12 protein-coding genes are annotated in these 17,177 nt (G+C 61.6%); 4 read left to right on the plus strand and 8 right to left on the minus strand.

What is annotated here, in order from left to right; translation table 11 throughout:
- Nucleotides 1–29 precede the first annotated feature (29 nt).
- The gene (locus SBC1_RS04105; protein WP_165087228.1) at nt 30–2,327 is read left to right on the plus strand and encodes an arginine/lysine/ornithine decarboxylase; all 2,298 of its coding nucleotides are present in this window, start codon (nt 30–32) and stop codon (nt 2,325–2,327) included.
- Nucleotides 2,328–2,411: 84 nt separating this feature from the next.
- Here the strand turns inward: SBC1_RS04105 and SBC1_RS04110 are convergent, their stop codons facing one another.
- The 8 genes from SBC1_RS04110 to ppc form a co-directional block, all read right to left on the minus strand.
- Entirely contained in the window at nt 2,412–3,353 is a 942-nt protein-coding gene (locus SBC1_RS04110; protein ID WP_165087230.1) for a bestrophin family protein, read from the minus strand.
- A gap of 163 nt (nt 3,354–3,516) precedes the next feature.
- The gene (locus tag SBC1_RS04115) at nt 3,517–3,954 is read right to left on the minus strand and encodes a DNA-binding protein (protein WP_165087232.1); all 438 of its coding nucleotides are present in this window, start codon (nt 3,952–3,954) and stop codon (nt 3,517–3,519) included.
- The gene (locus tag SBC1_RS04120) at nt 3,920–4,525 is read right to left on the minus strand and encodes a nucleotidyltransferase domain-containing protein (protein WP_165087235.1); all 606 of its coding nucleotides are present in this window, start codon (nt 4,523–4,525) and stop codon (nt 3,920–3,922) included. The genes SBC1_RS04115 and SBC1_RS04120 overlap by 35 nt, the downstream gene beginning before the upstream one ends.
- Nucleotides 4,526–4,586: 61 nt before the next feature.
- A complete protein-coding gene (argH, locus tag SBC1_RS04125; RefSeq protein WP_165987387.1) occupies nt 4,587–5,993 on the minus strand; it encodes an argininosuccinate lyase in 1,407 nt (468 codons plus the stop codon).
- Between the two features lie 235 nt (nt 5,994–6,228).
- A complete protein-coding gene (locus SBC1_RS04130; RefSeq protein WP_165987389.1) occupies nt 6,229–7,026 on the minus strand; it encodes an anti-sigma factor domain-containing protein in 798 nt (265 codons plus the stop codon).
- The gene (locus SBC1_RS04135; protein WP_165093052.1) at nt 7,026–7,610 is read right to left on the minus strand and encodes a sigma-70 family RNA polymerase sigma factor; all 585 of its coding nucleotides are present in this window, start codon (nt 7,608–7,610) and stop codon (nt 7,026–7,028) included. The genes SBC1_RS04130 and SBC1_RS04135 overlap by 1 nt, the downstream gene beginning before the upstream one ends.
- Nucleotides 7,611–7,999: 389 nt before the next feature.
- The gene (locus SBC1_RS04140; protein ID WP_165087242.1) at nt 8,000–8,854 is read right to left on the minus strand and encodes a helix-turn-helix transcriptional regulator; all 855 of its coding nucleotides are present in this window, start codon (nt 8,852–8,854) and stop codon (nt 8,000–8,002) included.
- Nucleotides 8,855–9,248: 394 nt separating this feature from the next.
- Complete coding sequence (gene ppc / locus SBC1_RS04145; protein ID WP_165987391.1) at nt 9,249–12,311, minus strand: phosphoenolpyruvate carboxylase; 3,063 nt, start codon at nt 12,309–12,311, stop codon at nt 9,249–9,251.
- A 370-nt stretch (nt 12,312–12,681) separates the two neighbouring features.
- Between ppc and hemC the strand changes: the two genes are divergently transcribed.
- Genes hemC through SBC1_RS04160 form a run of 3 tightly spaced genes read left to right on the plus strand, consistent with a single transcriptional unit; the run spans nt 12,682 to nt 17,119 of the window.
- Nucleotides 12,682–13,692, plus strand: coding sequence for a hydroxymethylbilane synthase (hemC, locus tag SBC1_RS04150; RefSeq protein WP_165987393.1), 1,011 nt, complete (start codon nt 12,682–12,684; stop codon nt 13,690–13,692).
- A complete protein-coding gene (gene hemDX, locus SBC1_RS04155; RefSeq protein ID WP_165087249.1) occupies nt 13,692–15,926 on the plus strand; it encodes a fused uroporphyrinogen-III synthase HemD/membrane protein HemX in 2,235 nt (744 codons plus the stop codon). The genes hemC and hemDX overlap by 1 nt, the downstream gene beginning before the upstream one ends.
- Nucleotides 15,926–17,119, plus strand: a complete 1,194-nt coding sequence (locus tag SBC1_RS04160) for a heme biosynthesis protein HemY (protein WP_165988797.1) — start codon at nt 15,926–15,928, stop codon at nt 17,117–17,119. Before hemDX ends, SBC1_RS04160 begins: the two co-directional genes overlap by 1 nt.
- The last annotated feature ends 58 nt before the right edge of the window (nt 17,120–17,177 follow it).

The following is a 17,177-nucleotide window of genomic DNA, read 5'->3' on the forward strand; positions in this document are numbered from 1 at the left end:
AGCGGTCGTTCCATTTGGAGATTCGCCGCATGAAGTTCCGTTTTCCCGTCGTCATCATCGACGAAGATTTTCGCTCCGAGAACATCTCGGGTTCCGGCATTCGCGCTCTTGCAGAAGCGATCGAGCGCGAAGGCGTCGAGGTGCTTGGGCTGACGAGTTACGGCGACCTGACGTCGTTTGCGCAGCAATCAAGCCGCGCATCGTGCTTCATCTTATCGATTGACGACGACGAATTGCTGCCGTACGCCGACAGCAACGTGGTCTTGGCGGAGGGCGATACGCCGGAGCTGGCGTCCGCGATTGTCGCGTTGCGCGCGTTCGTGCAGGCAGTTCGACGACGCAACGCAGATATCCCGATTTTCCTGTACGGCGAAACGCGCACGTCGCGGCACTTGCCCAACGACATCCTGCGCGAGCTGCACGGGTTCATTCACATGTTCGAGGACACGCCTGAGTTCGTCGCGCGCCACATCATTCGCGAGGCGAAGGTCTACCTCGACGCGCTGGCGCCGCCGTTCTTCAAGGAACTCGTGCAGTACGCGGAAGAGGGTTCGTACTCGTGGCATTGCCCGGGGCACTCAGGGGGCGTTGCATTCCTGAAAAATCCGCTCGGGCAGATGTTTCATCAGTTTTTCGGCGAGAACATGCTGCGGGCGGACGTCTGCAATGCCGTCGATGAACTCGGCCAGTTGCTCGACCACACCGGACCGATCGCGGCGTCCGAGCGCAATGCGGCGCGCATTTTCAGCGCGGACCATTTGTTCTTCGTGACCAACGGCACGTCGACGTCGAACAAGATTGTCTGGCACGCGACCGTTGCGCCTGGCGATATCGTCCTGGTCGACCGTAATTGCCACAAGTCGATCCTGCACGCCATCACCATGACCGGCGCGATTCCGGTGTTCCTGACGCCGACGCGCAATCACTTTGGCCTGATCGGACCGATTCCGCGCGACGAATTCAAGCCGGAAAACATCCGCAAGAAGATTGAAGCGAACCCGTTCGCGCGCGAGGCGCTGGCGAAGAATCCGAAGGTGAAGCCGCGTATTCTGACGATCACGCAAAGCACGTATGACGGGATCGTCTACAACGTCGAGATGATCAAGGATCTGCTCGGCGACATGCTCGACACGCTCCACTTCGACGAAGCCTGGTTGCCGCACGCCGAGTTCCACGACTTTTATCAGGACATGCACGCCATTGGCGCGGGCCGTCCGCGCACCGGCGCGCTGGTGTTCGCCACGCACTCCACGCACAAGCTGCTGGCCGGGATTTCGCAGGCGTCGCAGATCGTGGTTCAGGACTCCGAGAACAGCACGTTCGACAAGCATCGCTTCAACGAGGCGTATCTGATGCATACGTCGACCAGCCCGCAATACGCGATCATCGCGTCCTGCGACGTGGCTGCGGCCATGATGGAGCCGCCCGGCGGCACGGCGCTGGTGGAGGAGTCGATTGCGGAAGCGCTCGATTTCCGCCGCGCCATGCGCAAGGTCGACGACGAATACGGCGACGAATGGTTCTTCAAGGTGTGGGGACCGGAAGCGCTCGCCGAAGAGGGCATTGGCGATCGTGAGGAATGGGTGTTGAAGCCAAACGATCGCTGGCACGGTTTCGGGCCGCTTGCCGAAGGCTTCAACATGCTCGATCCGATCAAGGCGACCATCATCACGCCCGGACTCAACGTGGACGGTGAGTTTGGCGAGACCGGAATTCCGGCCGCGATCGTGACGAAATATCTGGCGGAGCACGGGATTATCGTGGAGAAGACCGGGCTGTATTCGTTCTTCATCATGTTCACGATCGGCATTACCAAAGGCCGCTGGAATTCGATGGTCACCGAGTTGCAGCAGTTCAAGGACGACTACGATAACAACCAGCCGTTGTGGCGTGTTTTGCCGGACTTTATTGCGCAGCATCCTTCGTATGAGCGCATGGGATTGCGGGATCTTTGCGCGCAGATTCACAGCGTTTATCGGGCCAACAATATCGCCCGGCTGACGACTGAGATGTACCTGTCCAGCATGGAACCGGCCATGAAGCCGTCCGAAGCCTATGCAAAGCTCGTGCATAGGGAGATCGATCGCGTGCCTATTGATGAACTCGAAGGGCGCGTGACCAGCATTCTGTTGACGCCGTATCCTCCGGGCATTCCGTTGCTGATTCCAGGCGAGCGCTTCAACAAGACGATCGTCGATTACTTGCGTTTTGCGCGTGAGTTCAACGAACGCTTCCCGGGCTTCCATACCGATATCCACGGGTTGGTCGGGGAGATGATCAACGGGCGTATTGAGTATTTCGTCGATTGCGTGGCGCTTGAGCGCTGATGACGGTGTGAGAACGTAGGAATGACAATGGCCCGCGAAATGCGGGCCTTTGTCATTCATTGATGCTCAGTTTGCTTTGGCTTCTTAAGTAACGATAAACCGGCGCTCTGTCACGTTCGGTTCCGGCAATGCCTTGGGTGGTCGTGTGAACGCCGGATCGGCGGCCATATCGTGGAGTGCGGTCTCCAGCGAGTCGCATAGTGCGGTCAACGCCAGGTCGTTTTCTTCCAGGCCGAACGGATCTTCGATCTGCGCCGCGATCGCCTCCAGCGACATGAACGAGTACGCCACCAGCAGCGCGAACAAGGGTGTCAGCAAGCCCGCGCCATCGACAAGCCCGAACGGCAGCATCACGCAGAACAGATACACGGTGCGATGGATCATCACCGAATACGAGAACGGCAGAGGCGTCGATGCCAGCCGTTCGCAGCCGCCAATCACCGCGGACAACTCATTCAGATTTTCCTCAAATGCGAGCACGCCGTAGCCGTCGAATGCGCCTTCGCGAGCGCGCGTGCTTACCCATTCGCCGAGCCATCGCATGATCACGGACGAGCGGTATTGCGCTTGAACGACGCGCTGATAAAGCGTGGACGGAAGGCGCGTGGCGAGATCGGGGAGGGGATCGGTGCGGCGCATTTCGTGGCGCAGCGCGTGACCGAGCGCGCCAATTCCCGCGATGAACTCGCGCGTATCTTCGATTTTCACGCCGCGCGGCAATGTCAGCGCCTGCCGCGCGATCGAGCGGCCGTGGATCAACAACGAGCCCCACAACTTGCGGCCTTCCCACCAGCGCTCGTAGCTTGCGCTATTGCGAAAGCCGAGAAACACGGCGAGCGCGATGCCGACGAGCGCGAACGGCGGCGTGCCGAGCCCGACCGGGTAATTCCGCACGTGGTCGTGCATCACGATCGCCGCGACCGACAACACGAAGATCAACGCGAGGCGCGGCAGCAGCTGCGGCAGTACGGACCCGCGCCAGACGAACAGCATGCGGAACCAGTTGAGTTTGGGACGGATGATCATGGGTGCGGATTTCGAATGGACACAGAATTATCCGGGAAATGCGTTGTTCGTCGTCGGAATGTATCGATCCGTCACATTGTCAACGGGTCAAGGTAACCCGGAAAAATGTCGACAAGAAAACCCGCTAGCGCCCAAGCGCCGTCCTGCCCGATCAACGTATTGGCTAGGTGAGCTCGGGCCGATTAACGGTCAACCACTTCTGGACATCATCAAGAAGCATTGTTGCGCTTGACATGCATTCACGAACGGCCGCGTCAGTGACGAGATCGCCCGAGTAATCGGAAAGATTGCGTTGTTTGCGCAGAGCGTCGAGCACGATCATCCGATCCGTCGACAAGCCGATGGTGAGCGTCAACGATTGAATGGCGGTCTGGTGATGTCCCGGCCGGCTGGTCAGGGTCCGGAAGCCGTTGGCGTTGAGCGCCAGCATGGCCAACTGCATGATGGCTTTATAGGCGGCGTCGAAGCGGTTTTCCTGACTCAGCGCGTTGAGCCGTGCGTCCAGCAAATTGCGCTGCGCGGCCGCGAGCAGGCGCGCGATGGTTTCGCGATTCGGTGCGATCGAATCAAGGCTGATTCCCAACAAGTTTTGCAAGGTCATGCTCGTTGCCCACCACGTAGATCTTCGGCTTGTCCATCAAATCCAGAGCGAACCCGTCCTTGCGTTCAAAACTGGCACGCCATTCGTTTGCCGACATCACTACGGGATTGATCTCGCGTCCCAAAGTGGTTTGCGCTGAATACAACTGCCTGACGACTTCAGCGAAACTTGCCTCGCCGATAATCATTACGTCGATATCGCTATGTGCCGTTTCCTGTGCACGTGCAACCGATCCAAACACGAACGCGACGTCGATTAATGAGGCGCAAGAGGCGAGCGCATTAGCGACAACGTCGGTCAATCCGGAGGTTTTCCGCATGATGCTGGCTAGCTCATCGTAGATCGGCGAGGCGCGATTAGCCATATAGACCAATTGGTTAGCGCGCCGCTCGGCGACGAGAATGCCGGCTGCGGCGAGCTTGCTCAGTTCTTTGTGAAGTGTGCCGGCGGCGGTGCCGGTCAGCCGGGCAATCTCGCGGACGTGGAAGGACTCGTCCGGCCGAAGCAGCAGGAGTCCAAGAACACGCCGGCGATAGCTGTTGAAGAGCGTTTCGGATGGAGAACGTAGCATGATTGGCTACGATCGTAGCCGAATCAGCTACGATATTCAAGCGATCGTGAGGGCGCCTTTCTTACCCCAACGCCGCCCGAGCCGCCTTCGCGGCCGCCCGAACTTGCTCCGGCGCCGTGCCACCAGCGTGATTCCGGCTGGCGACCGAGCCTTCCAAGGTGAGGTACTCGAACACATCGTCGCCAATCAAACGTGCCACGTTGGGCAATTCCGCGCGCATTTCGTCGAGCGTCAGATCGGCCAGATCGCAGCCGCGGTCCACACAGATCCGCACGGCCAGCGCCACCGCTTCGTGTGCGTCGCGGAACGGCAGGCCGCGCTTCACCAGGTAGTCGGCGAGATCGGTCGCGGTCGAAAAACCCTGCAATGCGGCTGCCCGCATTGCATCCGGCTTGACCGTGATGCCCGCTGCCATTTCGGCGAAGATACGCAGGGTATCGGAGACGGTATCGACGGTATCGAACAGCGGTTCCTTGTCTTCCTGATTGTCCTTGTTGTACGCGAGCGGCTGGCCCTTCATCAGCGTTAGCAAAGCCATCAGATGTCCGTTCACGCGTCCCGTCTTGCCACGCGCCAGTTCTGGCACGTCGGGGTTCTTCTTCTGCGGCATGATCGACGAGCCGGTGCAGAAACGGTCAGCCAGGTCGATAAACCCAACGCGCGGGCTCATCCACAGCACGAGTTCTTCGGAGAAGCGCGACACGTGCGTCATGATCAGCGCGGCGGCCGCGGTGAATTCAATGGCGAAGTCACGATCCGACACGGCGTCGAGCGAGTTCGCGCAGATGCCGTCGAAGCCGAGCGTCTTGGCTACAGCGTGACGATCAATCGGATAGCTCGTGCCGGCGAGCGCGGCAGCGCCAAGCGGCAGGCGGTTCACGCGCTTGCGGCAATCGAGCAGACGTTCGCTATCGCGGCTGAACATTTCGACGTAAGCAAGCAGGTGATGACCGAACGTCACGGGCTGCGCCACTTGCAGGTGGGTGAAGCCGGGCATGATGGTTTCGGCGTTTTGCTCGGCAATATCGATCAAGGCACGGCGCAATCCGATCAGCAATTCACCAATCAGGTCGATCTCGCCGCGCAGCCACAGGCGGATGTCGGTCGCGACCTGGTCGTTGCGCGAGCGGCCAGTGTGCAGGCGTTTGCCGGCATCGCCGATAAGCGCCGTCAACCGCGCTTCAATGTTCAGATGCACGTCTTCCAGATCGAGTTTCCACTCGAATTCACCACGTTCGATTTCACCGCGGATCTGCGTCATGCCTTGCTGGATGGCCTGGAAATCGGCATCGGCGATGATCTTTTGCGCCGCCAGCATGGCGGCATGCGCCAGCGATCCTTCGATATCCACAAGCGCGAGGCGCTTGTCAAAGAACACCGATGACGTATAGCGCTTGACCAGATCGGACATTGGTTCGTTGAAGCGAGCCGACCAGGCTTCGCCTTTTTTGTGCAGTTGGGACGTCATAGTGATGTTCGTAAGAGGACGGAAAGTCGATGGCAGGCGGCCGGGCGTAGCGCAATCCGGATAGAAACCCGCGGAACTGGCGATTTTACAGGCAATGAGAACGAGCAACCATCGAACGGAGGGAAGTGGGCGCGGTCGGCGCATTCCCGTCGATCCGAGCCACACGCCACGACAACGCATAAAGGAAAAGGGGCGTCTCGCGACGCCCCTTTCTAGCGGGACCAAACTGCAACCATCAAGCCGCTGGAATCACCTTACCCGTATAGACGACCGGCCCGGTCGGCCCATTCGGATTCGGCGACCCGCCGACCGGCTCCACGGACACGGCCAACATCGGATACACATTCACAGAAGCCGCCTTGAACCGCGCGGTTCCCCCAACTGGCAGCACGCCGAGCGAAACCGGGTGCCCTTGCTTGGGCAGGCCCCAGAGCTGCATGGACTTGTCGGAGGGATCCGATGAACCGCTCAAGCGGCGCACGGTAACTTCGGAAGTCCGGTCGTCCCACGTCACCAGCATTCTCGCGTTCGATTTGTCATCGGCAAGCGTAGCCACATAACCAATCCGTGGTTCCTGAGCGACCTGCGGCGCGGGCACGGGGGCAGGGACGGGCGCGACCGTAGACAGCTCGCGAATGGAAACAACCAGCGCGATAGCCGCAATGGCCGTGGCGGCGATCGACCAGCCGCGCCAGAACGAGAGATTCTCGAACCAGTTGGGCTTTGGCCGCCTGATAGCCGCAGCCGGCGCGGCAACTGGCGGGACCGGCCGGGCGGCGGCCGCATCGCGCCGGGCATTCACCAGGTTCAAGCGCCGCTCGATAGACGGCCAGATCTCCGGCGGCGGCGTGACCGCGGGCCCAAGCTCGGTCATTGCCGTCAACCGCAAACGCCAGGTTTCCACGGCCAGGCGAATCGCCGGATCGTGCTGGGAAATAGTTTCAAACCGTCTGCGTGAACCGCCGCGCAGTACACCGAGCGTGTACTCGGCAGCAAGCTGATCGACCAGGCCTGCGTATCGATGCAGATCCATCACAGACCTCCCAGGCACGTTTTAAGTTTTTCGAGGCCGCGCCGAATCCACGACTTCACTGTGCCAAGTGGTACTTTCAAGACTTCGGCCACTTCGCTGTGGCTCTGATCGCGCAGATAGGCCAGCGCCACGGCCTGTCGCTGATTGGCTTCGAGTCGCCCCATGCAGATGGCGAGTTGCCGTGCTTCCTGGCTCATCAACATCTGGTCGGAGGGATCTGCTTCATTTGCCGGCAAGGTATCGTCCAAGGCATCGCTCCATTCTGTTTCGGCGCTTGCCCCGTTGGCCTTTTGCCGCCGCAAATAATCGAGGGCCCGGTTGCGGACAATTGCCGCCATCCAGGTCATCGGCGCGGAGAGGCCGGCTTTGTAGTCGCCCGCATATCGCCAGATATTGACGAACGCGTCCTGCAAAACTTCTTCGGCCCACTCACGCTTCACCAATATACGAAGCGCGAGGCCAAACAGTTTCGAGGAAGTTAAATCGTAGAGCGCGCGCAACGCGGCGGCGTCTTCGGTCGCGACACGATCGAGCAATTGCACGAGGGTGTCGGGGGTCGGGTCGTGAGGGAGTGTTGTCGTCATGGGACCGGTCGGGTGGGCGGCGCGATTGATCTTACCGAAATAATTCTTTCGAACCGTGCAGGTTTTTTTGCATCCGGATGCATCCGTTTCGTTTTTGCCTGCGTACCAACGGATGCGAGCCTCGCTGCGCGCGAAACAACCAGCGCTGCACGCACAGCTCACCATGTGTCCCCGTTCTCCTCCGGCCCTGCCGGGGAGATGCGGCTTTGCCCGACCGCATAGGTCGGGCATTTTTTTGGGCTATCGGTTCAGATACGTGCCGACAGCTTGGATTCGTTTGCCTTACGCGCATTCGGTAGCACTCGGCGTGTTCATCGTTTTGAACGGCTTTTGGAGCGTGACTGGTGCCGCGGTCCTCAAGCAGAAGCGCGTTCGCGGGCTTCGCCCAGCTATTCTCGCGAGCGTTCTGGCACGTCGGCACCTACCAACATCACCAATTTCAAATCCTCCCGATGCGCCGGCTTGAACGTAATCTGGTCAAACACCAAGCGCCCGCGAGTCGGATGATTGAATTCTCGCGCACCGCCTTCCCGTTCACCGACGTCTTGCGATGCCCAGAAACGCGCGAACGCATCGCTGGCGGCACTGAGCGAATCGATCAGCGCTCGCGTGGGAGCGTCGTTCAGATGGCGGATTGAATCCGCCCGGAACTCCGCTACCAGCCTTCGCGCGCGCGTCTCCCAATCTACGATCAAGCTCTGCGCCCCCGGCGCGGTAAACGTGAAGCTAAGCAGATTGCGGTCCTGAACGCCGTCCAGCCAGCCGACGAACAATTCCGCCGCTCGCGCGTTCCAGCGCAACGCGTTCCACTGTCGGTCGAGGACGTACGCGGGCGCATCGATCAATTCCACCGATTTCAACAGCGCGGCCGGCGCGTCCTGCGCCGCAGGGTCGGGTTCGGCGGGATCGCGCTGGGCGGCTAGCTCAAACAGATAAGCTCGTTCGGCCCGTGATAACTGCAACGCCACGGCGATGCGCGCAAGCGCGTCGGCGGAGGCGGACACGGGGCGTCCTTGTTCGATCCACGTGTACCAGGTCGGACTGACACCGCACAACTGGGCGACTTCTTCTCGCCGCAACCCGGGCGTGCGGCGGCGCGGGCCGGGCGGCAGGCCCACGGCCATGGGCGACAAGCGCTCACGATGCGCACGGATGAAGTCGCCGAGGGCATGCGCCGGCGTGGCGTCCAGTGGGGGCGCGGGGTCGGTTTTGCTGGCGGCGGGGGCGGTGGGTGATAAGGGCATGAGCTCGATACGCGCTTCGAAAAGACCGGCCGCAACTCAGGTGGTGTAGATACCAGAATAACTGCGTCACCTGTACCGGTACAAGAAGGTGCCTATTGTAGCGTTGCCGGTGGTAGGAAAATACTGACGAAAACCTTGAGCGATGGCTGAGACGAGAGTGAGCCAGCTGCCGACAAGGCCGGTTCCTGCGCGGCGATGATTGCCGCTGTCGTTCGCGGACCTGTCCAAAACGACGCGACGGTCACTCGACGGGGCTCTTGCCGCAGAGGCGCACAGCACATCAAGTGCGCCAGGAACCAGATGATTGACCCTCGCAGCGAGTCAATAAGAAAGCCGGCCGTGAAGAACACGAAGCCGGCTTTTTCGATAAAGCGATTACGTTGCTACTGCTGCATCACCCCGTATTACGCAACCCCGCCGCAATCCCGTTGATCGTCAGGTGAATTCCACGTCCGAGCCTCACGTTGTCATCGCCCGCGCGGTGCCGTTTCAGCAACTCCACCTGCAAGTGATTCAGTGGATCGAGATACGGGAAGCGGTTTTTAATCGACCGGGCGAGCAGCGGATTATTCGCCAGCCGCTCGTTGTTCCCCGTGATCTCCGACAACACGCTCGACGTCCGCTCCCATTCCGCCACGATCCGGCCGAACACATGCTTGCGAAGTTTTTTATCGGTGACGAGCTGCGCGTAACGTGATGCCACCGCAATATCCGTCTTCGCCAGCACCATGTCCATGTTCGAGAGCAAATTCGCGAAGAACGGCCAGGTCTTATGCATCTTCTTAAGCGTGGCAAGGCGCCGGGTGCGTTCGGCGGCGTCGGGAGAGGCATCGAGGAAACTGGTCACCGCGCTGCCGAAGCCGTACCAGCCAGTCAGCAGCAGGCGGCATTGACCCCAAGAAAAGCCCCACGGAATCGCCCGCAGGTCTTCAATCTTGCGTTGCTTCGGATCCTGCAGTTTCCGCGATGCCGGCCGGCTGCCAATGTTCAATTCAGCAATCTCCGAGATCGGCGTCGATTCGAAGAAATACTCCTTGAAGCCGGGCGTCTCATAAACCAGCGCGCGATACGCGGCCATCGCCGAATCCGACAACGTCTGCATCGTGGCTTCGAACAGCGGCAATTGCGGCGGCGTGTTCTCGTGCGGCAAAAGCGATGCTTCGAGCGTAGCGGCCACCACGAGTTCGAGGTTGCGACGCCCGATCTCCGCATTGCCGAACTTGCTCGCGATCACTTCGCCCTGCTCGGTCGTGCGGATCTGGCCGTCGACGGTACCCGGCGGTTGCGACAAGATCGCCTGATAGGTAGGACCGCCTCCGCGACCGACCGTACCCCCACGGCCGTGGAAGAGCCGCAGCGTGGTCTTGTGCTGCTTGAACAAAGCCACCAGCGCCAGTTCCGCCCGGTACAGCTCCCAGTTCGACGTGAGAAAGCCGCCGTCCTTGTTGCTGTCGGAATAACCGAGCATCACTTCCTGCTCGCCACCTTGCAGTTCGACCAGCTTGTCCACGCCCGGCAGCGCAAAAAATTCGCCCATGATGAGCGATGCATTGCGCAAGTCGGCGATGGTTTCGAACAGTGGAATCACCATCAGGCCATCGTGAGCGGGGTCTTTGGCGTGTCCCAGACGCCCGTGCAGCAAGCCCGTTTCCTTTTGCAGCAACATCACTTCCAGCAAGTCGCTGACCGTTTCCGTGTGCGAAATGATGTAGTTGCGCACCGCGCGCGTACCAAATTTCTCACGCGTCACGCGCGCTGTTTCGAGCACGCCAAGTTCGCTTTTCGCGAGGTCGGAGTAATCGAAGTAAGGGAGACGCAGCGGCCGCGGCTGGGCGAGTTCGTTCAGCAGCAGCTTGACTTTATCGGCTTCCGGCAACGCGGCGTAATCGTCCTGAACGCCGGCACGCGCAAGCAGTTCCGCGATTACCGCTTCGTGGATATCCGAGCTTTGACGCAAGTCGATGCTCGCCAGATGGAACCCGAACACCTCAGCCGCGCGCGCCAGCGGCGACAAACGGGGCGCCGACAAATACTCGCCGTGATGCGCGGCGAGCGATTCGATCAGCACGTTCAGGTCGGCCGCAAATTCCGCCGCCGATGCATACGATTTCGCCGGATGACGGCTGCGCGCGGGCACAACACCACTTCCCAGGCGCTCGTCGGCGCTCGCCACCAGGCGTGCATACACGCCGATCAACGCGCGCCGATACGGCTCATCAATACGATGCGGCGACGTATCCGGCGACGCATCGGCGAGCGCCTTCAACGCATCGCTCGCGCCAGCCAGCAAATGCGACACCGACAACTCTGCGCCCAGCTTGTGAACCTGGTCGAGATAATGTTCGAAGATCACCGTGGCCTGACGCGTGATGGCGTGCACGAGCGTGGGCGCGGTGACGTTCGGATTGCCATCACGATCCCCGCCAATCCAGCTACCCATCTGCAGGAACGGCGGCAGGCGCGCCGGCAAGCCGTGCTCGGCCAGCGCGGCTTCAATATCGGCGTAAAGCGCGGGGATTTCTTCGAGAAACGTCGCGTGATAGTACGAGAGCGCGTTTTCAATTTCATCGGCAACGCTCAGGCGGGCGTCGCGCAGCATCCGCGTTTGCCACAGCGACGTGACGCGGGAGCGCAGCATGGCCTCGTTGTGCGTCCGTTCGCGTGCGGTCAGTTCCTGATCGCGCTCGGCCAGCAGCCGCGCGACTTCGTGCTGCGCATCCAGGATGCTCTTGCGCGAGACTTCGGTCGGGTGGGCGGTGAGGACCGGAACGATGAGCGCATCATCGAAAAATTTTTGCAGCGTAGCCTTCGCCGACTTCGCATTCGGGCTCGCCTTCAGGCGTTCGATGGCATAGGCCATTGTGCCGGGCTGCGGGGTGGAACCGGCGAGCGCGTGAATCCGGCGGCGCCGGTTGTGATGCCGGTCCTCCGCGATATTCGCGAGATGCGAGAAGTAGCTGAACGCGCGCACGACGCTCACCGTCTGCTCGGGCGAGAGCGATTTCAACCGCTTTTCAAGCGTCTGCGACGCCTCGTTGTCTTCCTCTCGACGAAACTTCACAGCGGTCTGACGAATCGTTTCGACGATATCGAATACCTCGTCGCCTTCCTGCTCGCGCACCACGTCGCCAAGCAGGCGCCCGAGATAGCGGATGTCTTCGAAAAGCGGCCGGTCCTTGTCGTCGCGCGTGCGCGAGGAGGCTTTGGGGGCCTTGCTGTTGTTGTTCACGGCTTCCGCAGGCGCAGGCTTGACGGCAGCGACAGCGCGGCCGTTCGCCACACGTTTAGTTGTCCCGGGCGCAGCCGTTTTCACGGAGGCGGCGGTTTTGGACGTCTTGGCGACCGTAGCCGCGCGACTTTGAATGGCGGGCGCCGTGGCGGGCGCGGCGGAAGAAGCATCCTTCGATACAGCGTTGCGGCGGGGGCGGGCGTTGCGCGCCGATCCGGGAGACGTCACGTTGAATTCCTCTTGAAAGCCAGAGACAGGATACCGAGGCGGCCGAGCGCCAGAAAAGACAAAAGGGCGCGAGACCGCCGGCCGGTGCGACGTTCGACTGCTTTGCCATGCCTCACTACGCCGTCGCGGATAGAACCCGAGATTGCGAAGGCGCCCTACCGTGGCGACGCGATAAAATGCGAGCCCCGGCGATGCCGCGCGATGCGGCACACCCTTGCTGTCTCCGTCCTGCCGCCGCGCTCGAAGCCCGCGCCGTGGCGCTCTGGCGCGGGTCCGAGTGTAATTCGGGCGCGGGGTCCGGCTGTAATTTGGCAATGGCGTGCGTGCTACCATTGTTTGTTATCCATCCCGTCATTCGATTGACTTTGCAATGAACTCCGAGACGCCTTCCACGCCACCGCCCGACACTCTGGTCATTGCCTCGCGGGAAAGCCGTCTAGCCATGTGGCAGGCTGAGCACGTGCGGTTTGCGCTGCACAAATTATATCCATCTTGCGACGTCAAAATCCTCGGAATGACGACACGCGGCGATCAGATTCTCGACCGGACCTTATCGAAGGTCGGCGGCAAGGGCCTGTTCGTCAAGGAACTGGAAGCTGCGCTGGCCGACGGCCGCGCCGACCTTGCCGTGCATTCGCTGAAAGACGTGCCCATGGAACTGCCTGACGGTTTCACGCTGAGCACGATCCTCGAACGCGAAGATCCCCGCGATGCCTTCGTCTCGCCACACTATGCGTCGCTCGAGGAGCTGCCTGAAGGCAGCATCGTGGGGACGTCCAGCCTGCGCCGCGAAGCCATGTTGCGCATGCAATTTCCTCATCTCGACGTCCGACCGTTGCGCGGCAACCTCGATACGCGGCTCGGCAAACTTGATCGCGGCGACTATGCGGCGATCATTCTTGCCGCGGCCGGGTTGAAGCGCCTCGGCCTCGAGTCACGGATTCGTGCCAGTTTGCCGGTCGAAATCAGCCTGCCGGCCGCAGGGCAGGGCGCGCTGGGCATTGAGATCCGCGCCGGCCGCGACAATCTTGCCGCGTGGCTCGCGCTCTTGCACCATGAAGCAACAGCCGCCGCTGTTGAAGCTGAACGGATGGTGTCGCGCTCGCTCGGCGGCAGTTGCGAGGTGCCGCTCGCGGCCTATGCGGACTGGCGCGACGGCGTGCTGCATTTGCGCGCTTGTGTATCGACGGTCGACGGCACGCGGGTTCTGCGCGCCGAGGGCTCAGCTCAGGCCGCTGACGTACAGGCCGCGCTGGATCTCGGCAGGCGCGTCTCGGCCGAACTCGAAGCACAGGGAGCAATGGATATCGTCCGTGAGTTGAGCACCGCGAGCGGCGCGCACATTCCTCCCGCTCCTCCTGCTGCCTCGCCTGCCGACTGATGGCGAGCGCTCAAGGATCTGCCCATTCATCGGCGCAAGGGCCAGCGCAGCCGCCAACGCAGCGACCGGCCGTTGTCGTCACGCGGCCTTTGGGCCAGTCGGCCGCGTTGCTGGCGCTGCTTGCGAGCGCTGGTTTCGAGTCAATCGAGTTTCCGCTCATCGATATCGGTCCAGTGGCCGATGCCGCGCCGCTGCACGCCGCGCTCGGCGAGCTATACGCCCCCGCGCCGCTTGGCTTTGCGCTGGTGGTGTTCGTATCGCCGAATGCGATCGATCACGCGTTTGCCGCGCTCAGTTCAGCGTGGCCTTTGCAGATACCCATTGGCGTGGTCGGCCCCGGCAGCGTGGCTGCGCTCGGCCGGCAAGGCGTGGCGTCGCCGGCCTATACGCTCATCAGTCCGGCGACCGGCGCAACGGCAACCGCCACACAAACGGACCCCCGTTACGATTCCGAGGCGTTGTATGCGGCTATCGAAGCGCATTTCGGCCCCGATGGTCTCAAGGACAAACGTGTACTGATCGTGCGTGGCGACGGCGGCCGCGAATGGCTGGCGGACGCGCTCAGCGCGGCGGGCGCGAAGGTGGAGAAGGTTGCGGCGTACCGGCGGATCGTGCCGGAACCGTCCATGCGCGACTGGGAACGCATCCATGCATTGCTCGCTGGCGAGCCGCACGCGTGGCTGCTGACGAGTTCGGAAGGTGTGCGCAATCTCGAGGAACTCGCCCGCGAGCATCTCACTATCGACGAAACCCTCACGCTCAAGCACGCGCCGCTCGTTACGCCGCATCCGCGTATTGCCGAAGCCGCGCGGCAAGCGGGTTTTGATAGGATTACGGTGTCTGGCGCCGGCGATGAGCGTATCGTGCAGGCGCTTGGCGGCATCTTCGCTGCAACATCGGAACAAATCGCGAAACAAGAAGAACCCGAACGGAAACCCGAACAAGAACCCGACGCGCAGTTTGCAAAAGCGCAGGAACATGGATACAAGGCTTCGACGGCAGTGCCGTTCAGCCAATCCAGTCAAACCAACCAGGAGTCCGCGCCGACGGGTTCCAGGCCGGCTTCAACACCGGCTCACCAACCGGCTCAATCACGCATGACTGATTCGATCGATTCGAGTAAATCCGCCCCGCAGTCCGCTACGTCGACTCCGCCTTTGTCGTCGAACCCGCCGAACACGCCGTTCACACCCTACGAGTCTCAGCCGAAACAGCGTGGCGGCGGCGCGGGTACTGCGCTGCTGTGGCTGGTGCTGCTGATTGTCGTGGTGGTCGCGGGTGTGGGCGGTTTCATGCTCAACCGCAAGTTCGATCAGCGTGACGCGCAATTCGCGCAACGTCTGCAAGCGAACGACACGCAAACGGACGCATTGCGCGCACAGGCCGATCAGGCCGCGAGTTCCGTGTCGGCCATCAACACGCAGATCATCCAGTTCCAGGGCAAACTCACCGATGCGCAGGCGCAAAGCCAGGCGTTGCAACAGCAATACCAGGATCTGGCGAGCAATCGCGACGACTGGACGCTCGCTGAAGTCGAGCAGATCCTCTCCAGCGCGAGCCAGCAATTGCAGCTCACCGGCAACGTCCAGCTCGCGCTGTTCGCGCTGCAAAGTGCGGACACGCGCCTGGCTGCCACCACGGGTCCGCAGATCGTGACCATCCGCAAGGCCATCGCGCAGGACATGGACAAGCTGCGCGCAACGCCGTCCACGGATATCACCGGGCTGGCCATCAAGCTGGATACGGCCATCGATCAGATCGATTCCCTGCCGCTGGCGGGCGAAGCGCCGATCACGCCGGCCACGGCCCACGCCGATACCCCGCGCAATACCGCCTCCATCGCAGCCGCGACTGGCCAGCCGGTTTGGAAAGTGTGGTTGCAGCAGTTTGCCAGCGGTATCGGGCAGCAGTTGTCGAGCCTTGTGACGGTGCGTCGTATCGATAACGCCGACGCCATGCTCGCGTCTCCCGACCAAGGCTATTTCGTGCGCGAAAACGTGAAGCTGCGTTTGTTGTCGGCGCGCTTGTCGCTGTTGTCTCGCAGCGAACCCGCGCTCAAGTCGGATCTCCACGCCGCGGACACGGCGCTCGGCCGGTATTTCGATCAGTCGTCGGGCAAGGTCAAGGCGGTTCGTGCGCTCGTGCAGCAAGTCGATCAGGCGTCGCTCGCGGTCACCGTGCCAGACCTGAACGCCAGTCTCGCGGCGGTCCACCAGTTCAAGCGAGGCGGATGATGACGATGCGCGGACTCATCTGGTTTGTACTGCTGTTCGCAGCAGCTGCGGGCCTGGCGCTCGTTGGCGTCTTCGACGGCGGGCAAGTGCTGCTGGTCATGCCGCCTTATCGGGTGGATATATCGCTGAATCTGTTCGTGGTGACGCTGGTCGTTTCGTTCATCGTGATCTACGCCGTGCTTCGCGCCGTTCGCAGCGTGCTGAAAATGCCGCAACGGGTGTCGGCGTACCGGACCCGCTCGCGGCTCGCGAAGGCGAATGCCGCGTTGCGCGATGCTATCGGCCATCTGTATGCGGGACGTTTTTCGAAGGCGGAGAAGTCGGCGCGTGATTCTCTTATCGTCGATGAAAACGCGGGTGCCGCTGGACTAATTGGTGCAAAGGCGGCGCACGAGATGCACGAATACGCGCGTCGGGACGAGTGGCTCTCCAAGGTGCAGGACAGCGACTGGCAGGACGCTCGCTTGATGGCCACCGCCGACATGCGCGCCGATGGCCGCGATGCGGACGGCGCGCTGGTTGCGCTGACCGAAATGCAGGCGCAGGGCGGCCGCCGCCTGCATGCGCAGCAGATCGCGTTGCGCGCGCAGCAGCAGTTGAAGAACTGGGGCGAAGTGCTGAAGCTGGTCAAGACGCTGGAAAAACGCGAGGCGCTGCATCCGGCGGTCGCGGTGCGTTTGCGCCAGGTCGCGGCGGAAAATCTGCTGCGCGACCGGCGTCATAACCCGGACGCGTTGCTGGAGTTCTGGCAGTCGTTATCGGCGACCGAGCGGCAATCGCCTCGTCTTGCCGACCTTGCCGCCGAATTGCTGATTGCGCTGGATAGAAGGAACGACGCGCGCAAGATTGTGGAAGAAGCGTTGAATCACAACTGGGACGCCCGGTTGCTGCGGCGGTATCCGGATTGCGCGTCACCGGGCGATGCATTGCCGTTGATCCAGCGCGCCGAAGCCTGGCAGAAGGAACGCACCGAAGACGCGGATCTGATGTTCACGCTCGGGCGCTTGTGCCTGCATCAGCAGTTGTGGGGCAAGGCGCAGGCGTTCCTGGAATCGGCATTGAAGCTCGCGGACAACGAACCGTTGAAGATTCGCACGCATCGGGCGCTGGCTCGTTTGCACGAACAACTCGGCGATAGCGAAAAGGCCAGCCTGCATTATCGCGAGAGCGCGCTGGCAATGAACGTGGTTTGAGTTTTACGGGCTGTGCAAAGCTGCGGGAGTCTTTCTTTCGGATTCGTATTCGTATTCG

Origin of the sequence: Caballeronia sp. SBC1, assembly GCF_011493005.1 — a bacterium.
GTDB lineage: Bacteria > Pseudomonadota > Gammaproteobacteria > Burkholderiales > Burkholderiaceae > Caballeronia.

Excerpts from the sequence above, each read along its gene's own strand:
- SBC1_RS04115 (WP_165087232.1), bottom strand. The coding sequence starts at position 3,954 with ATGACCTTGCAAAACTTGTTGGGAATCAGCCTTGATTCGATCGCACCG.
- SBC1_RS04120 (WP_165087235.1), bottom strand. The coding sequence starts at position 4,525 with ATGCTACGTTCTCCATCCGAAACGCTCTTCAACAGCTATCGCCGGCGT.
- hemDX (WP_165087249.1), top strand. The coding sequence starts at position 13,692 with ATGGCGAGCGCTCAAGGATCTGCCCATTCATCGGCGCAAGGGCCAGCG.
- SBC1_RS04160 (WP_165988797.1), top strand. The coding sequence starts at position 15,926 with ATGACGATGCGCGGACTCATCTGGTTTGTACTGCTGTTCGCAGCAGCT.
- SBC1_RS04130 (WP_165987389.1), bottom strand. The coding sequence starts at position 7,026 with ATGGATCTGCATCGATACGCAGGCCTGGTCGATCAGCTTGCTGCCGAG.
- SBC1_RS04140 (WP_165087242.1), bottom strand. The coding sequence starts at position 8,854 with ATGCCCTTATCACCCACCGCCCCCGCCGCCAGCAAAACCGACCCCGCG.
- SBC1_RS04135 (WP_165093052.1), bottom strand. The coding sequence starts at position 7,610 with ATGACGACAACACTCCCTCACGACCCGACCCCCGACACCCTCGTGCAA.
- hemC (WP_165987393.1), top strand. The coding sequence starts at position 12,682 with ATGAACTCCGAGACGCCTTCCACGCCACCGCCCGACACTCTGGTCATT.
- argH (WP_165987387.1), bottom strand. The coding sequence starts at position 5,993 with ATGACGTCCCAACTGCACAAAAAAGGCGAAGCCTGGTCGGCTCGCTTC.
- SBC1_RS04105 (WP_165087228.1), top strand. The coding sequence starts at position 30 with ATGAAGTTCCGTTTTCCCGTCGTCATCATCGACGAAGATTTTCGCTCC.
- SBC1_RS04110 (WP_165087230.1), bottom strand. The coding sequence starts at position 3,353 with ATGATCATCCGTCCCAAACTCAACTGGTTCCGCATGCTGTTCGTCTGG.